This window comes from Pseudomonas sp. KCJK9000, from assembly GCF_046230725.1.
Classification (GTDB): domain Bacteria; phylum Pseudomonadota; class Gammaproteobacteria; order Pseudomonadales; family Pseudomonadaceae; genus Aquipseudomonas; species Aquipseudomonas promysalinigenes.
In genome coordinates this window covers 14,413-33,855 of record NZ_JBJJLN010000040.1, presented here as the reverse complement: position 1 = coordinate 33,855, position 19,443 = coordinate 14,413, and the positions used below count along the sequence as shown (strand labels likewise).

At 61.5% G+C, this 19,443-nt stretch carries 21 protein-coding genes; 9 read left to right on the top strand and 12 right to left on the bottom strand.

The annotated features are described in order from the left end of the window. The first annotated feature begins 39 nt into the window (after nt 1–39). Nucleotides 40–216, top strand: a complete 177-nt coding sequence (locus ACK59H_RS16970; RefSeq protein ID WP_409264653.1) for a hypothetical protein — start codon at nt 40–42, stop codon at nt 214–216. Between the two features lie 29 nt (nt 217–245). On the opposite strand, the gene ACK59H_RS16965 is transcribed toward ACK59H_RS16970, so the two are convergent. The 4 genes from ACK59H_RS16965 to ACK59H_RS16950 all read right to left on the bottom strand — a co-directional run bounded on the left by ACK59H_RS16965 (nt 246) and on the right by ACK59H_RS16950 (nt 4,140). Then, on the bottom strand, nt 246–1,196 hold the full coding sequence (locus ACK59H_RS16965; RefSeq protein ID WP_397468214.1) for a 2-hydroxyacid dehydrogenase: 951 nt from the start codon (nt 1,194–1,196) through the stop codon (nt 246–248). A gap of 25 nt (nt 1,197–1,221) precedes the next feature. Next, nucleotides 1,222–1,980, bottom strand: coding sequence for an SDR family oxidoreductase (locus ACK59H_RS16960; RefSeq protein ID WP_409264652.1), 759 nt, complete (start codon nt 1,978–1,980; stop codon nt 1,222–1,224). 16 nt (nt 1,981–1,996) lie between these two features. Next, entirely contained in the window at nt 1,997–2,707 is a 711-nt protein-coding gene (locus ACK59H_RS16955; RefSeq protein ID WP_409264651.1) for a fumarylacetoacetate hydrolase family protein, read from the bottom strand. A 92-nt stretch (nt 2,708–2,799) separates the two neighbouring features. Continuing rightward, complete coding sequence (locus ACK59H_RS16950) at nt 2,800–4,140, bottom strand: MFS transporter (protein ID WP_397468216.1); 1,341 nt, start codon at nt 4,138–4,140, stop codon at nt 2,800–2,802. 291 nt (nt 4,141–4,431) lie between these two features. On the opposite strand from ACK59H_RS16950, the gene ACK59H_RS16945 reads away from it, so the two are divergent. The 6 genes from ACK59H_RS16945 to ACK59H_RS16920 all read left to right on the top strand — a co-directional run bounded on the left by ACK59H_RS16945 (nt 4,432) and on the right by ACK59H_RS16920 (nt 8,801). Beyond that, nucleotides 4,432–5,361: an AraC family transcriptional regulator gene (locus tag ACK59H_RS16945; protein WP_060478793.1), complete on the top strand. Its 930-nt coding sequence runs from the start codon at nt 4,432–4,434 to the stop codon at nt 5,359–5,361. A 10-nt stretch (nt 5,362–5,371) separates the two neighbouring features. After that, a complete protein-coding gene (pcaQ, locus tag ACK59H_RS16940; protein ID WP_186476533.1) occupies nt 5,372–6,304 on the top strand; it encodes a pca operon transcription factor PcaQ in 933 nt (310 codons plus the stop codon). A 216-nt stretch (nt 6,305–6,520) separates the two neighbouring features. Next, nucleotides 6,521–7,279 carry an FKBP-type peptidyl-prolyl cis-trans isomerase gene (locus ACK59H_RS16935; protein ID WP_060478795.1) on the top strand — a complete coding sequence of 253 codons (759 nt, stop codon included), beginning with the start codon at nt 6,521–6,523 and terminating at the stop codon, nt 7,277–7,279. Nucleotides 7,280–7,556: 277 nt separating this feature from the next. Beyond that, entirely contained in the window at nt 7,557–7,997 is a 441-nt protein-coding gene (locus ACK59H_RS16930; RefSeq protein WP_060478796.1) for a YkvA family protein, read from the top strand. Nucleotides 7,998–8,097: 100 nt separating this feature from the next. Continuing rightward, nucleotides 8,098–8,436 (top strand): helix-turn-helix transcriptional regulator, encoded by a 339-nt coding sequence (locus ACK59H_RS16925; protein ID WP_060478797.1) that lies wholly within the window; start codon nt 8,098–8,100, stop codon nt 8,434–8,436. Continuing rightward, nucleotides 8,433–8,801 (top strand): hypothetical protein, encoded by a 369-nt coding sequence (locus ACK59H_RS16920; protein ID WP_060478798.1) that lies wholly within the window; start codon nt 8,433–8,435, stop codon nt 8,799–8,801. Before ACK59H_RS16925 ends, ACK59H_RS16920 begins: the two co-directional genes overlap by 4 nt. On the opposite strand, the gene ACK59H_RS16915 is transcribed toward ACK59H_RS16920, so the two are convergent. Beyond that, the gene (locus ACK59H_RS16915; protein ID WP_261745002.1) at nt 8,783–9,760 is read right to left on the bottom strand and encodes an EAL domain-containing protein; all 978 of its coding nucleotides are present in this window, start codon (nt 9,758–9,760) and stop codon (nt 8,783–8,785) included. The two genes, ACK59H_RS16920 and ACK59H_RS16915, sit on opposite strands and share 19 nt — an antisense overlap. Nucleotides 9,761–9,874: 114 nt before the next feature. Further along, complete coding sequence (locus tag ACK59H_RS16910) at nt 9,875–11,956, bottom strand: carboxy terminal-processing peptidase (RefSeq protein ID WP_186476535.1); 2,082 nt, start codon at nt 11,954–11,956, stop codon at nt 9,875–9,877. 144 nt (nt 11,957–12,100) lie between these two features. Here ACK59H_RS16910 and ACK59H_RS16905 point away from each other — a divergent pair, with 144 nt between their 5' ends. Further along, nucleotides 12,101–13,063 carry an NAD(P)H-quinone oxidoreductase gene (locus tag ACK59H_RS16905; protein WP_261745003.1) on the top strand — a complete coding sequence of 321 codons (963 nt, stop codon included), beginning with the start codon at nt 12,101–12,103 and terminating at the stop codon, nt 13,061–13,063. A 107-nt stretch (nt 13,064–13,170) separates the two neighbouring features. Here ACK59H_RS16905 and ACK59H_RS16900 read toward each other — a convergent pair whose 3' ends face one another. The 6 genes from ACK59H_RS16900 to ACK59H_RS16875 all read right to left on the bottom strand — a co-directional run bounded on the left by ACK59H_RS16900 (nt 13,171) and on the right by ACK59H_RS16875 (nt 18,409). Beyond that, entirely contained in the window at nt 13,171–13,824 is a 654-nt protein-coding gene (locus tag ACK59H_RS16900) for an HAD family phosphatase (RefSeq protein WP_060478802.1), read from the bottom strand. Nucleotides 13,825–13,838: 14 nt separating this feature from the next. Beyond that, nucleotides 13,839–14,828: an ABC transporter ATP-binding protein gene (locus tag ACK59H_RS16895; protein WP_409264650.1), complete on the bottom strand. Its 990-nt coding sequence runs from the start codon at nt 14,826–14,828 to the stop codon at nt 13,839–13,841. A 1-nt stretch (nt 14,829) separates the two neighbouring features. Beyond that, the gene (locus ACK59H_RS16890; protein WP_060478804.1) at nt 14,830–15,624 is read right to left on the bottom strand and encodes an ABC transporter permease; all 795 of its coding nucleotides are present in this window, start codon (nt 15,622–15,624) and stop codon (nt 14,830–14,832) included. Beyond that, complete coding sequence (locus ACK59H_RS16885) at nt 15,614–16,453, bottom strand: ABC transporter permease subunit (RefSeq protein ID WP_060478805.1); 840 nt, start codon at nt 16,451–16,453, stop codon at nt 15,614–15,616. Before ACK59H_RS16885 ends, ACK59H_RS16890 begins: the two co-directional genes overlap by 11 nt. Continuing rightward, the gene (locus tag ACK59H_RS16880; RefSeq protein ID WP_060478806.1) at nt 16,450–17,256 is read right to left on the bottom strand and encodes an alkaline phosphatase family protein; all 807 of its coding nucleotides are present in this window, start codon (nt 17,254–17,256) and stop codon (nt 16,450–16,452) included. Before ACK59H_RS16880 ends, ACK59H_RS16885 begins: the two co-directional genes overlap by 4 nt. An 88-nt stretch (nt 17,257–17,344) precedes the next feature. Continuing rightward, nucleotides 17,345–18,409: an ABC transporter substrate-binding protein gene (locus ACK59H_RS16875; protein WP_409264649.1), complete on the bottom strand. Its 1,065-nt coding sequence runs from the start codon at nt 18,407–18,409 to the stop codon at nt 17,345–17,347. Nucleotides 18,410–18,726: 317 nt separating this feature from the next. Here ACK59H_RS16875 and ACK59H_RS16870 point away from each other — a divergent pair, with 317 nt between their 5' ends. Next, nucleotides 18,727–19,440 (top strand): UTRA domain-containing protein, encoded by a 714-nt coding sequence (locus ACK59H_RS16870; protein ID WP_409264648.1) that lies wholly within the window; start codon nt 18,727–18,729, stop codon nt 19,438–19,440. Nucleotides 19,441–19,443: the final 3 nt, after the last annotated feature.

Sequence of the window (19,443 nt, the reverse complement as noted above, 5' to 3'; positions counted from 1 at the left end):
TTTGCGGGACAGTCCAGCATAGCGCCATGGACAACCCGCTTGCCAGCACCTGGCGTGCTGGCTGTGCTGGTCTCTTCGCGTGTGAACCCGCTGCCTCGGGCTCGCTACCGGTTTGCAGGCTGCGCATTACCGGTGGGTGGGTTTAACCGCGAAGAAGCCTTCATCGCTCGCTACACCGATAGCTGGAATGCGCTACCGGGGTTGCTCGACGATTAACCCGCCTGCGTGGGTAGCCGCTACATTGGCTAGACGACCAACCCTTGAGGTTTGCGCCCGGCGAATACCTCTACCAAGCTGGACACGACCATTTCGCCCATGCGTGTGCGAGTCTGTAGGGTTGCGCTGGCGCGATGGGGCTGCAGCACCACATCTTCGCGCCCGAACAAGGCTTCTGGCGCCCGTGGTTCGTCATCGAACACATCCAATGCCGCGCCCGCGATCTGGCCAGCCTCCAGCGCGGCGATCAACGCCGGCTCGTCCACCAGCTTGCCGCGCGCGATGTTGATCAGATAGCCCTGTGAACCCAGCGCTTGCAGCACTTGGCGATCGATCAGCGCTTCACCCTTGTCGGCCGCCGCCGCCAGGATCAACGCATCGCTGTCTTGCGCAAGCCGTTGCAGGTCAGCCTCGAATTCATAAGGCACTTGCTGTGCCTGTAGGTCGGTGTAGCGAATCGGGCAACCAAACGCTGCCGCACGTTGAGCCACCGCGCGCCCGACCCGCCCCATGCCGACGATGCCAACACGCATGCCCGATACCTGGCGGGCCAGCGGCAGCGGTGCCAAGGGCGTGGTACTGGTAGCCCAGTGGCCTGCGCGGACGAAGCGGTCGCCCGTGCAGATACCCCGGCACAGGCTGATCAGCAGGCCAATGGCAAGGTCGGCGACATCTTCGGTGAGGGCGCCGATGGTGGCAGTGACCTGGATACCGCGGTCGCGGGCGTAGGCCAGGTCAACGGCATCGGTGCCAACACCGTTGATCGCGACCACCTCCAGGTTAGGCAGCCGGGCCATCAGGGCCTGGCTGATACCGGTATGCCCACCGGTGATCACACCGCGGATCTGCGCGGCATGCTGGCTGACGAAGGCGTCCTTGTCGGCCTGTTCGTAGTAACGGCGCAAGGTGAACAGCTGCTCCAGGCGCTCGCGAATGTGCGGGATGAGGATCGGGCTCAGTTGCAGGACTTCAGGTTTCATCGGTCACTCCATCAGGGAAAGGGGTTCAGCCGCGGCCAACAAATGGCATGTTGCTGGCCATCACCGTCATGTTCAGTACGTTGGCCTCCAGCGGCAGCGCAGCGATATAGCGCACAGCGTCTGCCACATGGCGTACGTCGAGCATTGGCTCGGCGGCGATCTGGCCGTTGGCCTGGCGTACACCACGGGTCATGCGTTCGGACAGCTCGGTCAGGGCGTTGCCGATGTCCACTTGGCTGCAGGCGATGCTGTAGGCCCGGCCATCCAGCGCCAGGGCCTTGGTCAAGCCCAGCACTGCATGCTTGCTGGCGGTGTAGGGGGCGGTGAACGGCCTTGGGGTGTGCGCCGAAATCGAGCCGTTGTTGATGATCCGCCCACCTTGTGGCTGCTGCCGGCGCATCAGGCCAAAGGCTGCACGGGCGCACAGAAAGACACCATCGACGTTGGTGGCGATAACGTTGCGCCAGTTCTCAAGTGCCAGTTCGTCTATCGGCACGGCCGGGGCATTGACGCCCGCATTGTTGAAGACGACATCGAGCCGGCCATGCACCTGCTCGATGGTCGCGAACAGCTCGGCCACGCTATGTTCATCGCGTACATCGGTGGGCACCGCCAAGGCTTCGCCCCCCGCTGCCCGCGCTTGTTCCGCCAGTGCCTGCAGCGGTTCTGCGCGGCGTCCGGCCAGGACCAGGCTGAAGCCGTCCTGTAGCAAGGCAAGGGCGACCGCGCGGCCGATACCGCTGCCGGCGCCGGTCACCAGCGCGATTCTCTTGGGTTGTGTCATGTTGGCTTCCATCGTGTCAGGCTGCGTTGACCGTTTGCCGGGCCGGGCGGGGGCCGACGCGCAGCTCAAGTTCGCCAATGCCGTCGATACCGGCATGCAGGGTGTCGCCGGGGTTGAGTGTCGCTACCCCCGGCGGGCTGCCGGTCATGATCAGGTCGCCTGGGCGCAGGGGCAGCTGGCGGGACAAGCGGCTGATGACCTCGGCCAGGGCCCAGGTCTGTTGGCTCAGGTGGGCACGTTGGCGCGGCTGCCCGTTGACCTGTAACCACAGGTCGGCATCCAGCGGCCAGGCGCATTCGCTGGCCGGCACGATGGCGCTCATCGGTGCCGAGGCTTCGAACACTTTCGCGCTTTCCCAAGGCAGGCCCTGGGCTTTGGCTTTACGCTGGTGGTCGCGGCGTGTCAGGTCCAGGCCGACTGCAAACCCGAACACGTGGCGCAGGGCATGCTCCGGGTCAATATCGACACCCCCTGTGGCGATGGCAGCGACCAGCTCGATCTCGTGGCAGAACTCTTCGGTCTGCGGCGGGAACGGCAGCTCGCCCTGGGCCAGGACCACGTTGCTTGCCGGTTTCATGAAGAACACCGGCTCCAAGGGGGCTGGGCCGTAGGCGTCCGGCCAAGGGTAATTGCGCCCCAGGCAGAACACCCGGCCGACCGGGAAGTGCGCAGCGCTGCCGCGGATCGGCAGGCTGACGATGGCCGGCGGGTCGAACAGGTAGGTCATGGGTGAGTCCTCCGTAATGGAGTGGCCAGCGTAAGGCAGAGGCTGGCCGGCAAAGTTGGACGAAAGCGGGGGCGGCTTGGACTAATCGGGGCTCATGCCGCCGACTTGAGCTCGATGCGGTAGAGCTTTCCAAGCAGCAGCGAATAAGACAGGGTGCCCATCAATGCCACCCCACCAATGAACCAGAACGCCATGGCGAACGAGCCACTGGCATGCACGATCATGCCAATCATGATCGGCGTGACGATCCCGCCGATGTTGGCTGCCAGGCTGGTGATCCCGCCGGTCAGGCCGATCAATTGCTTGGGCGCCACTTCCGATACCGCTGCCCAGGATGCCGAGGCGATACCCTGAGCGAAGAACGCGAGGGTAAGGATGGCAATACACAGCACGTTGGAGTCGGTGAAGTTCACTAGCACGATCGACATACCCAGCATCGAGCCAACCACCAGCGGCAACTTGCGAGCGAACGACAACGAATAGCCCTTGCGGATCAGCAGGTCCGACACGATGCCTGCCAGCAGAATGCCGGCGGTTGCGCCAATGAACGGCATGACCGCGAAGATGCCCACCTTGATCAGGGTCAGATGGCGCTCCTCGATCAGGTAAGTGGGGAACCAAGTGAGGAAAAAGTACAGCGCCGAGGTGCTGGCGAACTTGCCAAGGCAAATGGCCCAGACCTGGCGATAGCGAAACAGCTCGGCGACCTGGCGCCAGTCGAAGCGGGTTCGCTCCTGGCTGCTTTTCACCAACCCGCCGCCACCTTCGATATAGGCGAGTTCTTCCTTGCTGACCTTCTTGCAGTTCAGCGGATCGCGGTACAGCCACAACCACACAAGGCCAAACACAATGCCGACCAGGCCTGTGCTGTAGAACACATGGCGCCAGTCATAAGTGGTGGCCAGCCAGAGCAGCGCGCCGGTGAACAGGGCGGTGCCCAGATACTGGCCGCACACGTAGATGCTGCTGGCCATGCCGCGTTCGCGGGCGGGGAACCACACCGTGACCGCGCGGCTGTTGGCCGGGAAGGCCGGGGCCTCCATGGCACCGACCGCCAGGCGCAGGCCGAATAGCGAGGCAAAGCCACTGGCCAGCCCCTGGGCCACGGTGACTGCCGACCAGCTGATCAGTGATACCCCATAGGTCAGGCGCGAGCCGAATCGGTCGGCAATGAAGCCGGCCGGCACCAGGGCCAGGGCGTAGGTCCAGGCGAAAGCGGAAAAGATCAAGCCCATCTCGACCTTGTCCAGTCCCAGGTCCTTGGCCATGAACGGCGCTGCGATGGAGATGTTCACCCGGTCGACGTAGTTGATGATGGTCGCCACCAGCAGCAGCGACAGCATGAACCAGCGGCGGCGGGTAGGCAGGCGCTGGGCAGGGGCCGCGTCCAGCGTGTACGAAGACGCGGCGCGGGGGGTAGGCGTGCTCGACATGAGTCGACCTCGTTTGTTGTTGTTGGTAGAGGTGGGCTGCAGTCCCTTATTCAGGGTGATCGTACAACGAGGTGAATGCAACGCGGGTTTTAGACCGTTTTTTCCACATCCAGCGAGGTGAGGCTGCGGCGTCCAAAAAAAACCTAGTGAGGGTTTGGCCTGCGATTTTCGCTAGAAGCCCCGTATTACAAGGGCCCTGTGATTTTGCTGTTGCACAGGTTTTTGCAGAAGATGTTTAATGGCAAAGCTTAGACATCGTACAACTATCGCTCTGCTAACCGGAGATGACCCATGCCCCCCAAGCGCGAGGTTCCGACCTACTTCATGCAGCAGCGCAGTGAGTTGATGGATTTCTACATCCGCGACCAGCGCGGCCGGCCTGCCGAAACTGCGCCGCATCGTCACGAGTACTTTCAGATCCAGATCAACTTCGGCGCTGACACCGTGCAGCACATCGGCAGCGTGCAGCGCCCGTTCAAGCGCAACACCCTGGCCTTCATCCTGCCCCATCGGGTGCATGTGATTCCGCACCCGGCCGACAGCGATTTCGTGGTGATCAACTTTTCCCAGACGTTCTTGCTGCCGCACCTGGCCTGCGACCCGATGGACCTTGAAGAAGTATCGATCCTGCAGGCGCCGGAGCTTTCACCGTTTCGCTTTCAGGAGCATCTGGACTTTTGCCTGGATGACAGCAACTTCAGCGAAGTGCGGCAGATGCTTGAGCGCATGCGCGAGCTCGATGCCAACCGCCGTTTCGGTAGCCGCGAAGTCCTCAAGGGCCTGCTGCTGCAGTTGATCGGCCAGGTCTGCAGCCTGTACGCCGAGCCGTTGCGAGAACTGGCCGACAGTAATGCGGCACAACTGAGCCGTCGCGCCGCTCTAGGCCGTATGAGCGAGTATCTGCGTCGACATATCGATGACCCGGACCTCAACCTGCAGAAAGTTGCTGCGGCCACCTACCTCTCGCCAACCTACCTGACCCATTGGCTGCGCAAGGAAATCGGCAAAAGCTTCAGCGAACTGGTGCTGGAGCGGCGCATGCACACTGCGCGCAACTTCCTGCTCAATGGCAGCCGCCCTGTGGGCGAGGTAGCGCGGCTGTGTGGCTTCGCCGACGAAGCCTACTTCTCCCGGCGCTTTCGCCAGATCCACGGGCTACCGCCTGGGCAGTTTCGCCGCCAGCAACGTGACCCGGATACGCCACAGGCTGCGATGCGTTAAGCTTGCTGGCATGAACCTCGACAGCCGCATCAAGTATCGCCACCTCTTGTGTTTTCTGGAGATTGCTCGACAAGGCAGCCTGGCCAGGGCAGCCGATATTCTGGCCATCAGCCAACCCGCGATATCCAAGACGCTCAAGGAACTCGAAGATCTGCTCCAGGCGCGCTTGTTCGAGCGCAGCCGTCAGGGGGTCGAACTGACCTTGGCCGGTACCCGCTTCATGCGTTACGCCGGCCCCAGCGTGCAGGCGCTGCGCGATGGTGTCAGCAGCCTGCGCGGTGAGGCGCTGGCGCCTTCGCAGGTGCGCATCGGCGTGCTGTCGACCGTCGAGGGGCTGTTGATGCCAGAGGTGCTGTGCCGTTTGCATCAACGTCACCAAGCGTTGGTGATCAGCGTAGTGACCGGGGTCAGCGCGCAGTTGCTCAGCCAGCTGCACGTCGGTGAGCTGGAACTGGTGGTCGGGCGCATGACCGAAAGCCCGCAGATTCAAGGGCTGTCATTCGAGCACCTGTACAGCGAGTCCATGGCTCTGGTGGTGCGTCCTGGCCATCCATTGCTGGCAAGTACGCCCGTGGAGCGCCAGCGCGTTGGTCAGTTCGCACTGGTGCTGCCACCCCCAGGTACCACCATCCGTAAGCACGCCGACAGCCTGTTCGTGCAGTGTGGTATTCAAATGCCCACCCAGCGCCTGGAAACCTTGTCGCTGGCGCTGAGCCGGCGTTATCTGCTGGGGAGCGATGCATTGTGGGTTGCCCCGCGGGATGCGGTACTGCTGGATCTGCGCCGGGGTGAGTTGGCCGAGCTCGACCTGGGCGTGCGTGAGCCGGGTGGTTCGGTGGGGATCTGCCGCAATGCTGCATTGCCATTGAGTCTGCCTGGGCAATGGGTTTGCGAGGTACTGCGAGAGCTGGCTGAACAGTATCGCCAAGGCCAATATCCTTGACGGTTGGTTGAAGAAACAAACAGCCACAAAAATCCGGCAAAAGCCTCCTGAAGCATCAATACTGGCCAATGGCTCATTGGCTTTGATGAATAAGGCTTTAAGTACTGAACTTCCTTACGAAAACCCGCTCCTATGCCGGTAGCCATTGGTGATGGCCGCTGCTAAGCTCGCGGCTTTACCCTGATTGCCCTTATGGCGCATGAACAAGGAAATAGCATGAAACAGCATCGTCTGGCGGCTGCGGTTGCCCTGGTAGGCCTGGTACTGGCTGGCTGTGATAAACAGGCCAGCACCCCGGAGCTCAAGACCCCGGCACAGAAAGCCTCCTACGGTATCGGCCTGAACATGGGCAAGAGCCTGGCTCAGGAAGGCATGGAAGATCTTGATTCCAAAGCGGTCGCTCTGGGCATCGATGACGCTGTCAGCAAGAAAGAGCAACGTATCAAGGACGAAGAGCTGGTAGAGGCCTTCACCGCGCTGCAAAAGCGCGCCGAAGAACGCTTGGCCAAGGCTAGCGAAGAAGCTGCCAGCGCCGGCAAGAAATTCCTCGAAGAAAACGCCAAGAAGCCAGGTGTGGTCACGACCGCTTCGGGCCTGCAGTACGAAGTCGTGAAAAAGGCCGACGGCCCTCAGCCCAAGCCCACCGACGTGGTCACCGTTCACTACGAAGGCAAGCTGATCGACGGCAAGGTGTTCGACAGCTCCGTCGAGCGCGGCAGCCCGATCGACCTGCCTGTCAGCGGCGTCATCCCAGGCTGGGTCGAAGGCCTGCAGCTCATGCACGTTGGCGAGAAGTACAAGCTGTTCATTCCGGCTGAGCTGGCATACGGTGCGCAGAGCCCGAGCCCGCTGATCCCGGCCAACTCGGTGCTGGTATTCGATCTGGAACTGATCGCCATCAAAGACCCAGCCCAGTTGCAGGGTGGCGAAGCGCCAGAGGCTGAAGCTCCAGCTGAAGCCCCCGCCAAGCAATAAGCCGCGCTCACCTGCACAACGCCCCGTCCTGACGGGGCGTTGTCGTTTGTGAGTCAGGATTCTGCGAACCTCACGAGGTGACCATTGTCCGAGCAAGTGCAGTGTGAAGAAGCCGGAAGCTTCTGACGCAAATCGTTTGCGAGTCTGAAACGACTGTGTAAAAAACGCCCGATCTGACCGCGGCCCTTGCCTTGTGGGCGCGCGCCGTCACAAACTTCACCCTGTTCACAAGGTTATCCACAATAAATGTGGATAACCTCCCCGTGCTGGAGGCCTTATGAGCGCACCTTGGAATTTCGCCCGTTTTCTGCCTTTGGCCGAGCGCTTGCTCAGCCGCGGTCGGCTGCCAGCCTTGTTGTTCGCCGTGGCACGCAAAGGCCCGCGCATCGGCCAGTTGCGCGGCGACGTCAAGCTGTTGCAGTCGTTGTGCCTGGCCTGGTGGCGTGGTGAGTACCGTGCTATCAGCCCCAAGGCGTTGGTAACCATCGTCGCAGGCTTGCTGTACTTCGTTAGCCCAATCGACGCAATCCCTGACTGGATTCTTGGCGTAGGCTTTCTTGATGACATTGCCGTGCTTGGCTGGGTGCTCAAGACCGTGGCGGATGAATTGGCGCGTTTCAAGGCCTGGCGTGACAGCCAGGCACCCGAGCGCCTGCGCGTGGTCGAGCGCCTTCCAGATACTCCCGAAGCGCTGCGCTTAGAGCGCAAAACGCACTGAATACGTGCAAGCCCTCACAGACTGCCACGCTTGCTAATATAATTGGCATAAGCATTATGCCTACGGATTACATGCGGTAGTCCTAACAAAGGGGGTTGTCATGGGTATTCAGGTCATCAGCCGGGACGGTCAGCCCGAGTACGCGGTCGTTCCCTGGGAGCAGTATCAGGCACTGCTCGAGGCGGCTGGGCAGGCACCTGCGCAGGTAACCGACGAATCGCCGCCGCAAAGTTCCCAGCCAGCCAACCTGCCAGCATTCAGTGAAGTGGCGCAACTGCGTCAGGCGAAGGGGATTGCACCTGAGCAGTTAGCGCGCAATGTCGGGGTCAGCCCGGCTTACCTTGCCATGATCGAATCGGGCGAGCGCCAACCGGACGCTGCGATCCGCCGCGCTTTGGCCTGGCACTTGGGGGTGGCCGGCTGGAGCGAGCCCTCATGAGCCAGGTCAGGATCAGCCGAGAGCACTGGCAAAACCTGCTGGACGAGCTTGATATGGCCCGGCGTCAACGTCACTTGCTCACCTATCGCGCATTGATCGAGCGCCTGCAACTGCCCAGCCCGGCGATGCAGACGCTGACTGCCGCACTGGAATACCTGGCGGTGATCGATGCCAGAGCCGAGCAGCCGCTGCGCAGCTCGCTGGTGATCAGCCAAGGTGCCAGCCGTTTGCCGCGCACCGGTTTTTTCGAATGTGTCGAGCGCCTGGGGCGTTTCTCGGGGCCGGTCGATGGGATGGAAGCGGCGTCCTGGCATGCTTCGGAGGTAGTCAGGGTATTCGAGTACAGCTACCCTGCACATGCCTGAGCATTCCCGGCCATGGGCGGTGGGCACTCAAAGGCCAGCACTGACAATGCATCTCGATGAATCACGCCACAGTGCGTGCCGTCAGGCGCCTGTATCTGCAGAGTGGTCAGCTCTTCATGGCGACCAAACAACTCCATGATCTGGCCAAGCGTAGCATTGAGCCGGACTGTCGGCTGTTGCATCAGCGCGGCGGGCAGCACCTGCGCCAAGAGCCGCTGATCTGCCCGCACACCTAGTGCTTGCGGCCGCCCCAGCAAATGCCCCTGTACCAGGTTGATCCCCATGTCGGTCAACACCGCCAGTTCTTCTGGTAACTCGATGCCCTCAGCTATCACCTGTGTGTTCGCTGCCCGAGCTATCTGCAAAATGGAGCCGACGAACTCGCGCTTGAGTGGGTCGTGGTGGATGCCGTCGATGAAGTGGCGGTCGATCTTCACATACTCCGGACGCAGCTCGGACCACAGGCGCAGGCTGGAATAGCCCGCGCCGAGGTCGTCCAGGGCGATGGAAAAACCCATGTCGCGGTAGTGGTGCAACGCATTGGACAGTAGCTGGATATCGTCGGTTGGAGTCTGCTCGGTCAATTCGATCACCACCCGGCTTGGCGCAATACCCATCTGCTCGAGCAGCTTGAGGGTGCGCCCGGAAGGGTAGTGAGGCTCCAGCAGCGATTCAGGGGAGATATTGAGAAACAGCTTGCCCTCAAGGTGTTGTGCGCTGAACCCGCGACAGGCGCTTTCTCGGCAGACGGCTTCCAGCTCAGTCAAGCGCCCGGCCTGGCGGGCGATCGCGAACAGGGTCAGGGGAGAATGCAGTGGGCTGTTGGAAGGGCCGCGGCTCAAGGCTTCATGGCCATGGACGCGCCGCTCACGCAGGCAAACGATCGGCTGGAACAAGCTGTGGATGCTGCGCTGAGCCAGAATGGCGCTCAAGGCACTGAGCTGTTCGGCGATGGTCATGACGATATCCTGAAAATGAAAGGGCCGGGCATTTGCATACCCGGCCCCTTTATTTCACGACAGTGGCATGACTGTTTGATGACAGGTCGTACTAATCTGCCATCATCGGTCGAGTCACTTTTTCGCCATCTTCGTGCTCTCGCTGAGGTAGTCGATCAGAATGCGGCCGGTCTCAGCCAGGTAGGCGTCATCCTCCGGCTTGGTTTTGTCGTCTTCTTCCGGCAGAGCATCTTCGTCGACTTTCTTCAGTTCCTTGAGTGGTTCTTCGCCTTTGGCCTTGCGGCGGATGTTTTCCATGGCCAATTGCTTGGCTTCGACTTCATCGTGACGGGCACGGCGTTCCTGCTCGTTGAGGCTTACGGTCTTCTCGTCCATCAGCTTCTGGGTCAGCGCCAGGCGGTCGCGGATGTAAGTGAACTCGGCATCCTTGGCGCTGCGTGCATCATGCTTGGCCTTCAGGTCAGCCAGGAACGGCTTGAACGGGTCGGACGTCGGCTTGACCACCGGGCGGATGGTGTCCCATGGCATGGCTTCTGGCAGAGCGCTTTCGCCGATTTCCTTGGTGTCGATGATCGACGGGTAATCGATGTCCGGCAGCACGCCCTGGTGCTGGGTGCTCTGCCCGGAAACCCGGTAGAACTTGGCCAGGGTCAGTTTCAGCTCGCCATGATTGAGCGGCTGAATGGTCTGGACCGTGCCTTTGCCGAAGGTCTGGCCACCGATGATAAGCGCCCGGTGATAGTCCTGCATGGCGCCGGCGAAGATTTCCGAAGCCGAGGCAGACAAGCGGTTGACCAGCAGCGCCAGCGGGCCTTTGTAGAAGGCGCCTGGGTTTTCGTCTTCCAGTACATCGACACGCCCATCGCTGTTGCGTACCAGCACGGTCGGGCCTTTCTCGATGAACAGGCTGGTCAGTTCGGTGGCCTCCTGCAAAGAGCCGCCGCCATTGTTGCGCAGGTCGATGACAACCCCGTCGACCTTTTCCTTCTGCAGTTCGGTGAGCAGTTTCTTCACGTCGCGCGTGGTGCTCTTGTATTCAGGGTCGCCGGCGCGGTAAGCCTTGAAGTCCAGGTAGAAGGCCGGGATTTCGATGATGCCCAGCTTGTAATCGCGCCCGTCCTGCTTGAGTTTGAGCACCGACTTCTTCGCCGCCTGTTCTTCAAGCTTGACTGCCTCACGGGTGATCGAGACGATCTTGCTGGTCTGGTCGCTTGGCGCATTGCTGGCCGGGATGACCTCCAGGCGGACCACCGAGCCTTTAGGGCCACGGATCAGCTTGACCACTTCGTCCAGGCGCCAGCCGACCACGTCGACCATTTCCTTGTTGCCTTGGGCCACACCGATGATCTTGTCGGCTGGCGCTACCTGCTTGGTCTTGGCGGCCGGGCCGGCAGGCACCAGGCGTACGATCTTGACCTGGTCGTTGTCGCTTTGCAGCACTGCGCCGATGCCTTCGAGCGACAAGCTCATGTTGATGTCGAAGTTCTCGGCATTGTCTGGCGACAGGTAATTGGTGTGCGGGTCGTAGGACTGCGCGAAGGTATTGATATAGGCCTGGAAGATATCCTCGGCGCGTGTCTGGTCCAGACGTGCGAGCTGGTTCTTGTAGCGCTTGGTGAGGGTCTCCTGGATCTGCTTGGGCTCTTTGCCGGCGATTTTCTGGCGCAGTACCTCATCCTTTACGCGTTTGCGCCACAGCTCGTCGAGCGCGGCCTGGTCCTTCTCCCACGGTGCATCCTTACGGTCGATCAGCAAGGTTTCGTGGGTGGTGAAGTCCATCTTGTCGACGCCTTTGGCCAGCTCGGCCAGGGCGAAGTCCAGGCGCTGCTTGACCCGGTCGAGGTAGCGCTTGTAGATGGTGAAACCGGGCTCGAGATTGCCGCTTTTGAGGAAATCGTCGAATTGCGTCTTCCACTTGTCGAATTCGGCAATGTCAGCTGCGGTGAAGTAGCTGCGAGCCGGGTCGAGCAGCTTGATGTAGCTGTCGTAGATGATCACCGAACGGGCATCATCGAGCGGTGGTTTGCTGTAGTGGTGGCGTTTTAGCAACTCCACCACGTTCAAGCTGGCGACGATTTCGTCACGATCCGGCTGCAGGCTGTCCCATTTATTGGCGGCCGCCGCATTGCCGCCGAGCGTGAGGCTACCCAGGCCGATCATCATGGCCAGGGCGGTGCTTGGAAGGAAATGCTTCATGCTGATTCGACGTGGAGGCAATTGATCACGCATAGTAGGCCGTCTTTTCCGTTCGCCGGTTCCATGGGAACCGGTCAAATACTGCAAAAAAGCCTGAGGAGCGGGCTCCTCAGGCTCAGTCTGTGATTCAACTATGGAGGCACTGTGAAGGCATTGCAAGGCGTTGAAGGACATGTGGACTGGGTCGAAGCGCAGCGCCCAGCCTGTGACGCGGGCCAAGTACGCATTCGCGTGGCTGCTGCCGGTCTGAACCGGGCCGACCTGCTGCAAATGAAGGGTCTGTATCCGCCACCGCCAGGCGCCAGCCCTTACATGGGCCTGGAGTGCGCCGGGGTGATCGAGGAGGTGGGTGCCGGCTCCGACTGGCGGGTGGGCGACCGCGTCTGCGCACTGCTGGCCAGCGGTGCCATGGCCGAAGAGGTGGTGGTCGATGCCCGCCATGTGCTGCCGGTGCCCGAAGGCCTGAGCCTGCACGAAGCGGCGGCGCTGCCGGAGGTGTACGCCACGGCGTGGTTGAACATTTTCCAGCTGGGCAAGGTGAAGGCAGGGGAGAAAGTGCTGGTGCATGCCGGTGCCAGTGGTGTGGGCTCTGCAGCGATCCAGCTGTGCAAGGCTTTTGGTAGCCCGGTGTGGGTCAGCGTCGGCTCCAAGGATCGCCTGAGCTACTGTGAGGCGCTGGGCGCCGCCGGTGGCGTGGTGCGTAACGAAAACCTCGACGCGCTCGAGGGCATCGGCCCGTTCGACGTGATTCTCGACCCGGTCGGTGCGAGCTACGGTGAACTGAACCTGAAGCTGTTGGCCCGGGATGGCCGCTGGGTGATCATCGGCCTGATGGGCGGGCGCACGTTCGAGCTGGACCTGGCTCAGGTACTGGGCAAGCGCCTGGAAATCACCGGCTCTACCTTGCGCAACCGCGACGATGGCTTCAAGGCCGAGTTGCTGCGCGAACTGCAACAGCAGGTATGGCCGCTGTTCAGCGAAGGGCGCCTGTCGCCGCAACTGGTCGATACCTACCCGGTGGAGTTTGCCCAGGCGGCGTATGCAGAGCTCGAAAGCAATCAGGTCTCCGGCAAGCTGGTAATGGTCATTGACCCAAGCCTTTCTTAAGCGGGCTTGATGCTTTCGGGGTCAACCCGCCGTCACCGAAATCCCAGGCCTTGGCCCGGTGGCAGCGGGTTCGCCCGCGAGCAGGCCGGGCCGGCCCTTTGAATGCTTCAGCTCCAGTTCAAGATCGGCCAGCCATTTATCTGGGCGTGCTCGCGCAAGACCGCATCCGGGTTCACCGCATAGGGATGATCGACCTTCAGTAACAACGGCAGGTCGTTGCGCGAGTCGGAATAGAAACTCGCTCCCTCCAGGTTCTCCTGCTCCTGGTCCAGCCACTCCAGCAACCGGGTGATCTTGCCTTCGCGATAGGTCAACACGCCATGGGTCCTACCGGTGAATACTCCGTTCACCGCCTCCAGTTCGATCGCCAAGTACTCATCCACCCCTAGCCGCGCCGCGATCGGCCCGACCAGGTGTGTGCCAGAAGCCGAGATGATCAGAATCCGGTCGCCGCGCTGGCGGTGCTCGGCGATGCAACGGCACGCATCGCTGTAGATGATCGGTTCGATCACCTCCTCGACCCACGGCTCGACCAGGTGCTCCACTTCCTCCAGCGTGCGCCCGGCGATGGGCTCCAGGCTGAACGCCATATAGTCTTCCATCTGCAGGTGGCCTTTGCCGTAAGCCTGCATCAGCTCATGGTCGCGGCGCAGGAAGGCCTTGCCGTCAACCCAGCCCAGCCGTGCCATCTGCTCGCTCCACAGCGACGCACAGTCGCCATTGATCAGGGTTTCGTCCAGATCGAAAATTGCCAGTGCCATGGTGTTGAGTCTCCTTAGGCCACTTCACGCAGCGCCGTGGGGTCGATCGACAGGGATACCCGCTGGCCATCGGCATGCAGGTCTTCAGGCGAACGGTTGAGCACATCGACCACCAGTTCCACCCCACGCACCTCTATGCGATAGCGGATGACGTTGCCCAGCAGGCTGTGACTGCGCACCTGGGCGTCCAGTTCACCGTGGGTACCCAGGGTGATCGACTCCGGGCGGATCGCCAGGCGACTGGTCACCGTGCGCTGCAGCAGGCGGCTGGCGCTGTCGGCCTCAAGCAGGTTGTAGTTGCCGATAAAGCCTGCGGCGAACAGGTCCGCTGGCGCTGTATAGAGTGTTTCGGCGTCGCCGCTCTGGACGATGCGGCCCTGGTTCATGAGGAAGATCCGGTCAGACATGGTCAGCGCTTCTTCCTGATCATGGGTGACGAAAATGGTCGTCAGGCCAAGCTCGCGCTGGATCGCCCGGATCTGCTCGCGCAGGTGTTTACGGATGCGTGCATCGAGCGCCGACAACGGCTCATCGAGCAGCAGCAGACGTGGGCGAGTGACCAGCGAGCGGGCCAGGGCCACGCGCTGGCACTGGCCGCCTGACAGCTGATGCGGGTAGCGCCCGGCGAAGCTGCCCAGCTCTACCAGTTCCAGGGCTTCGCGGACCCGCTGCTGGCTTTCATCGGCCTTGACCTTCTGCATGCGCAGGCCGAACGCGACGTTCTGTTCCACGGTCATGTTGGGGAACAGCGCATAGCTCTGGAAAACCATGCCAATGCCGCGCTTTTGCGGGCTCAAGGGCACGATATCGACACCGTCCAGCAGGATCTGCCCAGCGTCCACCGGGGTCAGCCCGGCGATGCAGCGCAGCAGGGTGGACTTGCCGCAGCCAGAGGGGCCCAGCAGGGTGACGAACTCGCCCCGCTGGATCTGGCAGTCGATGTTCTCGAACACCGGGCTGCCGCCGTAGCTTTTTTGCAATTTCTGTACGCTGACGAAGCTCATGTCAGGTTTTGTCCTTGTTCAGGCGGTTGGCGACCCAGGTCAGCACCAGCACGAAAGCGAAGTACGAGATCACTAATGCGCTATTGAAGTGCCCGCTGCTGTTGCGCATGTTGTTCAGGTACACCTGCAAGGTTTCGTAGCGAGTGCCGACCAACAGGTTGGCAAACACGAACTCGCCGAACAGGAATGAAAACGACAGCAGCAGGGCGACCATCAGGCCTTTGCGCAGGTTTGGCAGTACCACCAGCATGGCGGCCTGCCAGGTGCTGGCGCCAAGCAGCTGGGCGGCATCCATCAGGTCGCGCAGGTTTATCGCCTGCAGGTTGTTGGTGATGGCTCGGTACATGAATGGCAGGGCGATGGTGAAGTAGCAGCCGATCAGGATCCACGGCGTGCCAACCATTGCCATGGGCCCACTGCCGTAAAGCTGCAGCAGGCCTACCGACGACACCACTGGCGGTACGGCAAAGGGCAGCAGGATGAGGATGTTCATCAGCGCGTCAAGTTTCGGGAAGTGATAGTGCACCACGAACAACAGCGGCAGGATCAGCACCACCGAGAGCAGCAGTGCACCCACGCAGACCAGCAGCGACTGGCCGAATGCAGCCAGAAAGCGCGGTTCGCTCCACAGTGCGACGTACCATTTGAAGGTAAGGCCGCTGGGCAACAGGCTCGCCGACCAGCTGGTTGCCAGCGAATACAACAGCGTACCGGCCAGCGGCAGCAGCAAGATCAGGAACAGCAGGTATACCACCACCCGGTGGTAGAGCCCGGAAGATGATTGTTCAGCGCGCATGGTAGCTCCTCTTGAGCAGCCATTGATGAACCACCGTCACCACTGTCATCAGCCCCACCAGCACCATCGCCAGGGCACTGGCCAGGTTCGGATCAAGACTGATGTCACCGGCCACCAGGCCGGCGATGCGGATTGGCAGCACATTGAAGTTGCCGGTGGTCAGGGCATACACGGTGGCGTATGCACCCAGCGCGTTGGCCAGCAGGATGACGAAGGTGCCGAGCAGCGCTGGGGTCAGCACCGGCAGGCCGATATGGCGCCAGAACTGCCAGTGGCTGGCCCCCAGCAGCGCCGCCGATTCACGCCAGTCCTCGCGCAAGGCGTCGAAGGCGGGGTAGAGCAGCAATACGCCAAGGGGGATCTGGAAGTAGGTGTACACCAGGATCAGTCCGCTCTTGGAGTAGATACTGAAGTCCTCCAGCAGGCCGACCTGTTTCAGTAGCAGAGTCAGCGCGCCGTTGAAACCGAGCAGAATGATGAAGGCGAAGGCCAGCGGCACCCCGGCGAAATTGCTGGTCATGTTGGCGAAGGCACTGACGAAGTCGCGCAGCTTCGAGTCGACCTGGCGCAGCGAGTAGGCGCCAAGGGTTGCGATGACGATGCCGAACAGGCTGGACCAGAAGCTGATTTCCAGGCTGCGCTGCAGGGCCTGCAAATAAAATTTCGAGGCGAACACCTTGCTGAAGTTTTCCATGCCCCAGCCTGCTTGCGATTGCAGGCTGTTGATGGCCACCCAAGCGAGCGGTGCGATCTGGAAGATGATGAAGAACACTGCGAACGGCAGCAGACACAGCAGCGCCAGGTAACGGCTCCGATTGCCGGCCTTCACTTGAGCAGCTCCCGGCAGACGGTCTTGTCATGGGCCGCACCCAGCAGTTCGCAGATCGTGCCGCACAACTCGGTCTGCAGGGGTTTGGCGGCCGGGTCAAGGCTGAAGCCGTCGCCGAACACGAACAGCGGTACTTCACGTTCTTCAGCCAGCAGGCCGTTGTGCGAACGGTCATTGTTCATGCCGTGGTCGGCGGTGACGATCACCTGATAACCCTCCTCCAGCCAGCCGGGCAAATAGTCGGCCAGCAGGATGTCCGCGCTGCGCGCGGCGTTACGGTACTGGCTGCTGTCCAGGCCGTGGTGGTGGCCGACATCGTCGATGCTCATAGGGTGCACCAGGAGAAAATTGGGCGCATGCCGGCGACGCAAATACTCGCCATCGGCCAGCAGGTGCGAATCCGGGTAGCGGTCGTCCCAGTAGAACAGCCCATGCTGGATCGGCAGCTTGGGCGCATGGGTGTGTCGATCGCGCTGTGGATCGAAAGGGGAGCGGTTGTACAACTCGCTCACCCAGTGATAGGCCGCCGCCGCGGTGCCCAGGTTGGCCTCCCGGGCATAATGGAACACGCTGCGCTGGTTGGACAGGCGGTTGACGTTGTTATGCACGATGCCGCTGTCGATGGGGGCCACACCCGTGAGGATGCACTCGTACAGCGGCCGGGACAGCGACGGCAGCTCGCATTCCACCCGGTACAGCGCAGCGCGATCGGCCTCGACGTAGGCGTGCAGGTGGCCCATGGCATGGTGGGCCACCTGATAGTTGAGGCCGTCGAGCAGGACCAGAATGACGTTGTGTTGCATGCTTACTCCAATCAGGCTTTGCGCGGTGGTTCGGCACTCGGTGAACCACCGCGAAAGGGGCGGGTCAGGCACTACAAGAGCCGGCGCCTCACTTCATCTCGATGATCACTTGCTCCTGCCATTTTTGCGGCAGCGCCTTGGAAGTCGCTTCCCATCCAGCGGCATCCTCGATCGGTTTGGCGGCCTTGTATTGCTCGTTAGGCAGCAGCTTGGCCTGCACGTCCTCCGGCAACTTCAGATGCTCGGCCCGGATCGGCCTAGCGTGCCCCTTGGCCAGGTTGATCTGCCCGGCATCGCTGAAAATGTACTCACGCGCAAGCTTGGCGGCATTGGGATGCTTGGCGTACTTGTTGATGATGGTGGTGTAGCCGGAGATCACCGAGCCGTCGGAGGGGATCAGCACCTCGAAGCGCTTGGGGTCGATCTGCTCTCGGTAGCTCAGACCGTTGAAGTCCCAGACCACGCCCACTTCGACCTCGCCTTTCTCGATGGTTTGGATGGTCGGGTTGGCCAAAGACAACCGATTTTGCTGGGCCAGCTTGGTGAACAACTGCAGACCCGGTTCTATATTCTTCTCGTCACCCTTGAAGGCGATGGCTGCCGCCAACACGCCATTGGCAGCTTGAGCGGCGGTGGCGACGTCACCGATGGCGACCTTGTATTTGCCTTTTTCCAGGTCCTGCCAGCTGGTCGGGCGCTCGCCCTCCTTGACCAGGTCCTTGTTGATGATGAAGGCGATGGTGCCGGTATAGGCCAGCGCCCAGTGGCCGTCCTGATCCTTGGCCCACACCGGTACCTGGTCCCAGGTACTAGGCTTGTACGGCGCAGTGATGCCCTTGGCCGCGGCGATCGGGCCGAATGCCGCACCCACATCGCCAATGTCGGCACTGGCGTTGTCTTTCTCGGCTTCGAACTTGGCGATTTCCTGTGCCGAACTCATGTCGGTATCGCTGTGTTTGAGGCCGTATTGGCTGGCCAGATCATCCCAGGTGCCTTTCCAGTTGGCCCAGACATCGGGCATGCCCACGCTGTTGATTGTGCCTTCCTTGCGGGCTGCATCTTCCAGGGCTTTGAGGTCGGGGCCGGCGGCCATCGCCGAGGTGCACAGGGTAATGGCCGAGCCAAGCAGTGACGCCATGAACAACTTTTTCATCCGAAGCTCCTTGGGTGGGTGCCTAAAGCGATCGTTGTTATGAGTGAAGCGGTTAATGCCGACCGTTGGTCTAGGTCAGCAAAGCTTGAGCCAAGGTAGGCCGTTTGCGTGACAGTTTGATGTAGGGCGGGGCCGTCGCCCGCCCTGAAGCTACAGCGTAGACCAAGCACCGCCCGCGGTTTTGCTGGCTTGGCGCGTTTCTGGCAATGGCTGGACACAGCCTTTGTCATGGGATGTTCATCAGCCCTGCCTAGGCTTGCACTATTCTCCAAAGGCCCCGTTATGGGGCTGGACTAGTCCAGATAGGTAACCTTTTGATGCAATCGACGCCACCACGGGCGGTAACAGCTATCTGCCATGCCTTGCAGGAGCAGATCGAGCACGGCCTGTTGGCACCGGGCGGGAAGCTACCTGCCGAACGCAAGCTCAGTGAGGTGTTCGCCACCACCCGCATTACCCTGCGCGAGGCGTTGGTGCAGCTCGAAGCGCTGGGCTTGATCTATCGGGAGGAGCGGCGCGGTTGGTTCGTCGCTGCGCAACGGCTGACCTACGACCTGATCGAGCGTAGCCATTTTCACGCGATGGTGCGCAGTCAGGGGCGGGTAGCGAGTACCGAGTTGCTCTCGGCGCGCCTTCAACCTGCGTCTGCGGCGATCTGCGCAAGGTTGCAGCTGCCAGCGCTATCGAGCGTGGTGCGCATCTGCCGCTTGCGGCGCATCGATGGGCGGGCGGTGTTGTATGCCGAGCACTACCTCAACCCGAATTATTTCCCTGGCATACTCGAGCACGAACTGGCGCACTCGCTGACCGAGCTCTACGAGCGCGTCTACGGCATCCGCTATGGGCAGGTGTGTTTCGAAATCCTGCCGACTGCGCTGCCGGTGGCCGCAGCTGGAGCATTGAAGGTGTCGGCGGGGAGCCCAGGCTTGCACATCACCCGGGTCAACAGCGACCAGCATGGGCGCTTGATCGACTGTGACCTGGAGTATTGGCGGCACGATGCGATCTGCATTCGTGCCCAGGCCGGTTGAGGC

What these genes read in the sequence shown, in the direction of transcription:
- ACK59H_RS16965 (WP_397468214.1), bottom strand. Translation starts at nt 1,196, where the DNA reads ATGAAACCTGAAGTCCTGCAACTGAGCCCGATCCTCATCCCGCACATT.
- ACK59H_RS16960 (WP_409264652.1), bottom strand. Translation starts at nt 1,980, where the DNA reads ATGACACAACCCAAGAGAATCGCGCTGGTGACCGGCGCCGGCAGCGGT.
- ACK59H_RS16955 (WP_409264651.1), bottom strand. Translation starts at nt 2,707, where the DNA reads ATGACCTACCTGTTCGACCCGCCGGCCATCGTCAGCCTGCCGATCCGC.
- ACK59H_RS16950 (WP_397468216.1), bottom strand. Translation starts at nt 4,140, where the DNA reads ATGTCGAGCACGCCTACCCCCCGCGCCGCGTCTTCGTACACGCTGGAC.
- ACK59H_RS16945 (WP_060478793.1), top strand. Translation starts at nt 4,432, where the DNA reads ATGCCCCCCAAGCGCGAGGTTCCGACCTACTTCATGCAGCAGCGCAGT.
- pcaQ (WP_186476533.1), top strand. Translation starts at nt 5,372, where the DNA reads ATGAACCTCGACAGCCGCATCAAGTATCGCCACCTCTTGTGTTTTCTG.
- ACK59H_RS16935 (WP_060478795.1), top strand. Translation starts at nt 6,521, where the DNA reads ATGAAACAGCATCGTCTGGCGGCTGCGGTTGCCCTGGTAGGCCTGGTA.
- ACK59H_RS16930 (WP_060478796.1), top strand. Translation starts at nt 7,557, where the DNA reads ATGAGCGCACCTTGGAATTTCGCCCGTTTTCTGCCTTTGGCCGAGCGC.
- ACK59H_RS16925 (WP_060478797.1), top strand. Translation starts at nt 8,098, where the DNA reads ATGGGTATTCAGGTCATCAGCCGGGACGGTCAGCCCGAGTACGCGGTC.
- ACK59H_RS16920 (WP_060478798.1), top strand. Translation starts at nt 8,433, where the DNA reads ATGAGCCAGGTCAGGATCAGCCGAGAGCACTGGCAAAACCTGCTGGAC.
- ACK59H_RS16915 (WP_261745002.1), bottom strand. Translation starts at nt 9,760, where the DNA reads ATGACCATCGCCGAACAGCTCAGTGCCTTGAGCGCCATTCTGGCTCAG.
- ACK59H_RS16910 (WP_186476535.1), bottom strand. Translation starts at nt 11,956, where the DNA reads ATGAAGCATTTCCTTCCAAGCACCGCCCTGGCCATGATGATCGGCCTG.
- ACK59H_RS16900 (WP_060478802.1), bottom strand. Translation starts at nt 13,824, where the DNA reads ATGGCACTGGCAATTTTCGATCTGGACGAAACCCTGATCAATGGCGAC.
- ACK59H_RS16895 (WP_409264650.1), bottom strand. Translation starts at nt 14,828, where the DNA reads ATGAGCTTCGTCAGCGTACAGAAATTGCAAAAAAGCTACGGCGGCAGC.
- ACK59H_RS16890 (WP_060478804.1), bottom strand. Translation starts at nt 15,624, where the DNA reads ATGCGCGCTGAACAATCATCTTCCGGGCTCTACCACCGGGTGGTGGTA.
- ACK59H_RS16880 (WP_060478806.1), bottom strand. Translation starts at nt 17,256, where the DNA reads ATGCAACACAACGTCATTCTGGTCCTGCTCGACGGCCTCAACTATCAG.
- ACK59H_RS16875 (WP_409264649.1), bottom strand. Translation starts at nt 18,409, where the DNA reads ATGAAAAAGTTGTTCATGGCGTCACTGCTTGGCTCGGCCATTACCCTG.
- ACK59H_RS16870 (WP_409264648.1), top strand. Translation starts at nt 18,727, where the DNA reads ATGCAATCGACGCCACCACGGGCGGTAACAGCTATCTGCCATGCCTTG.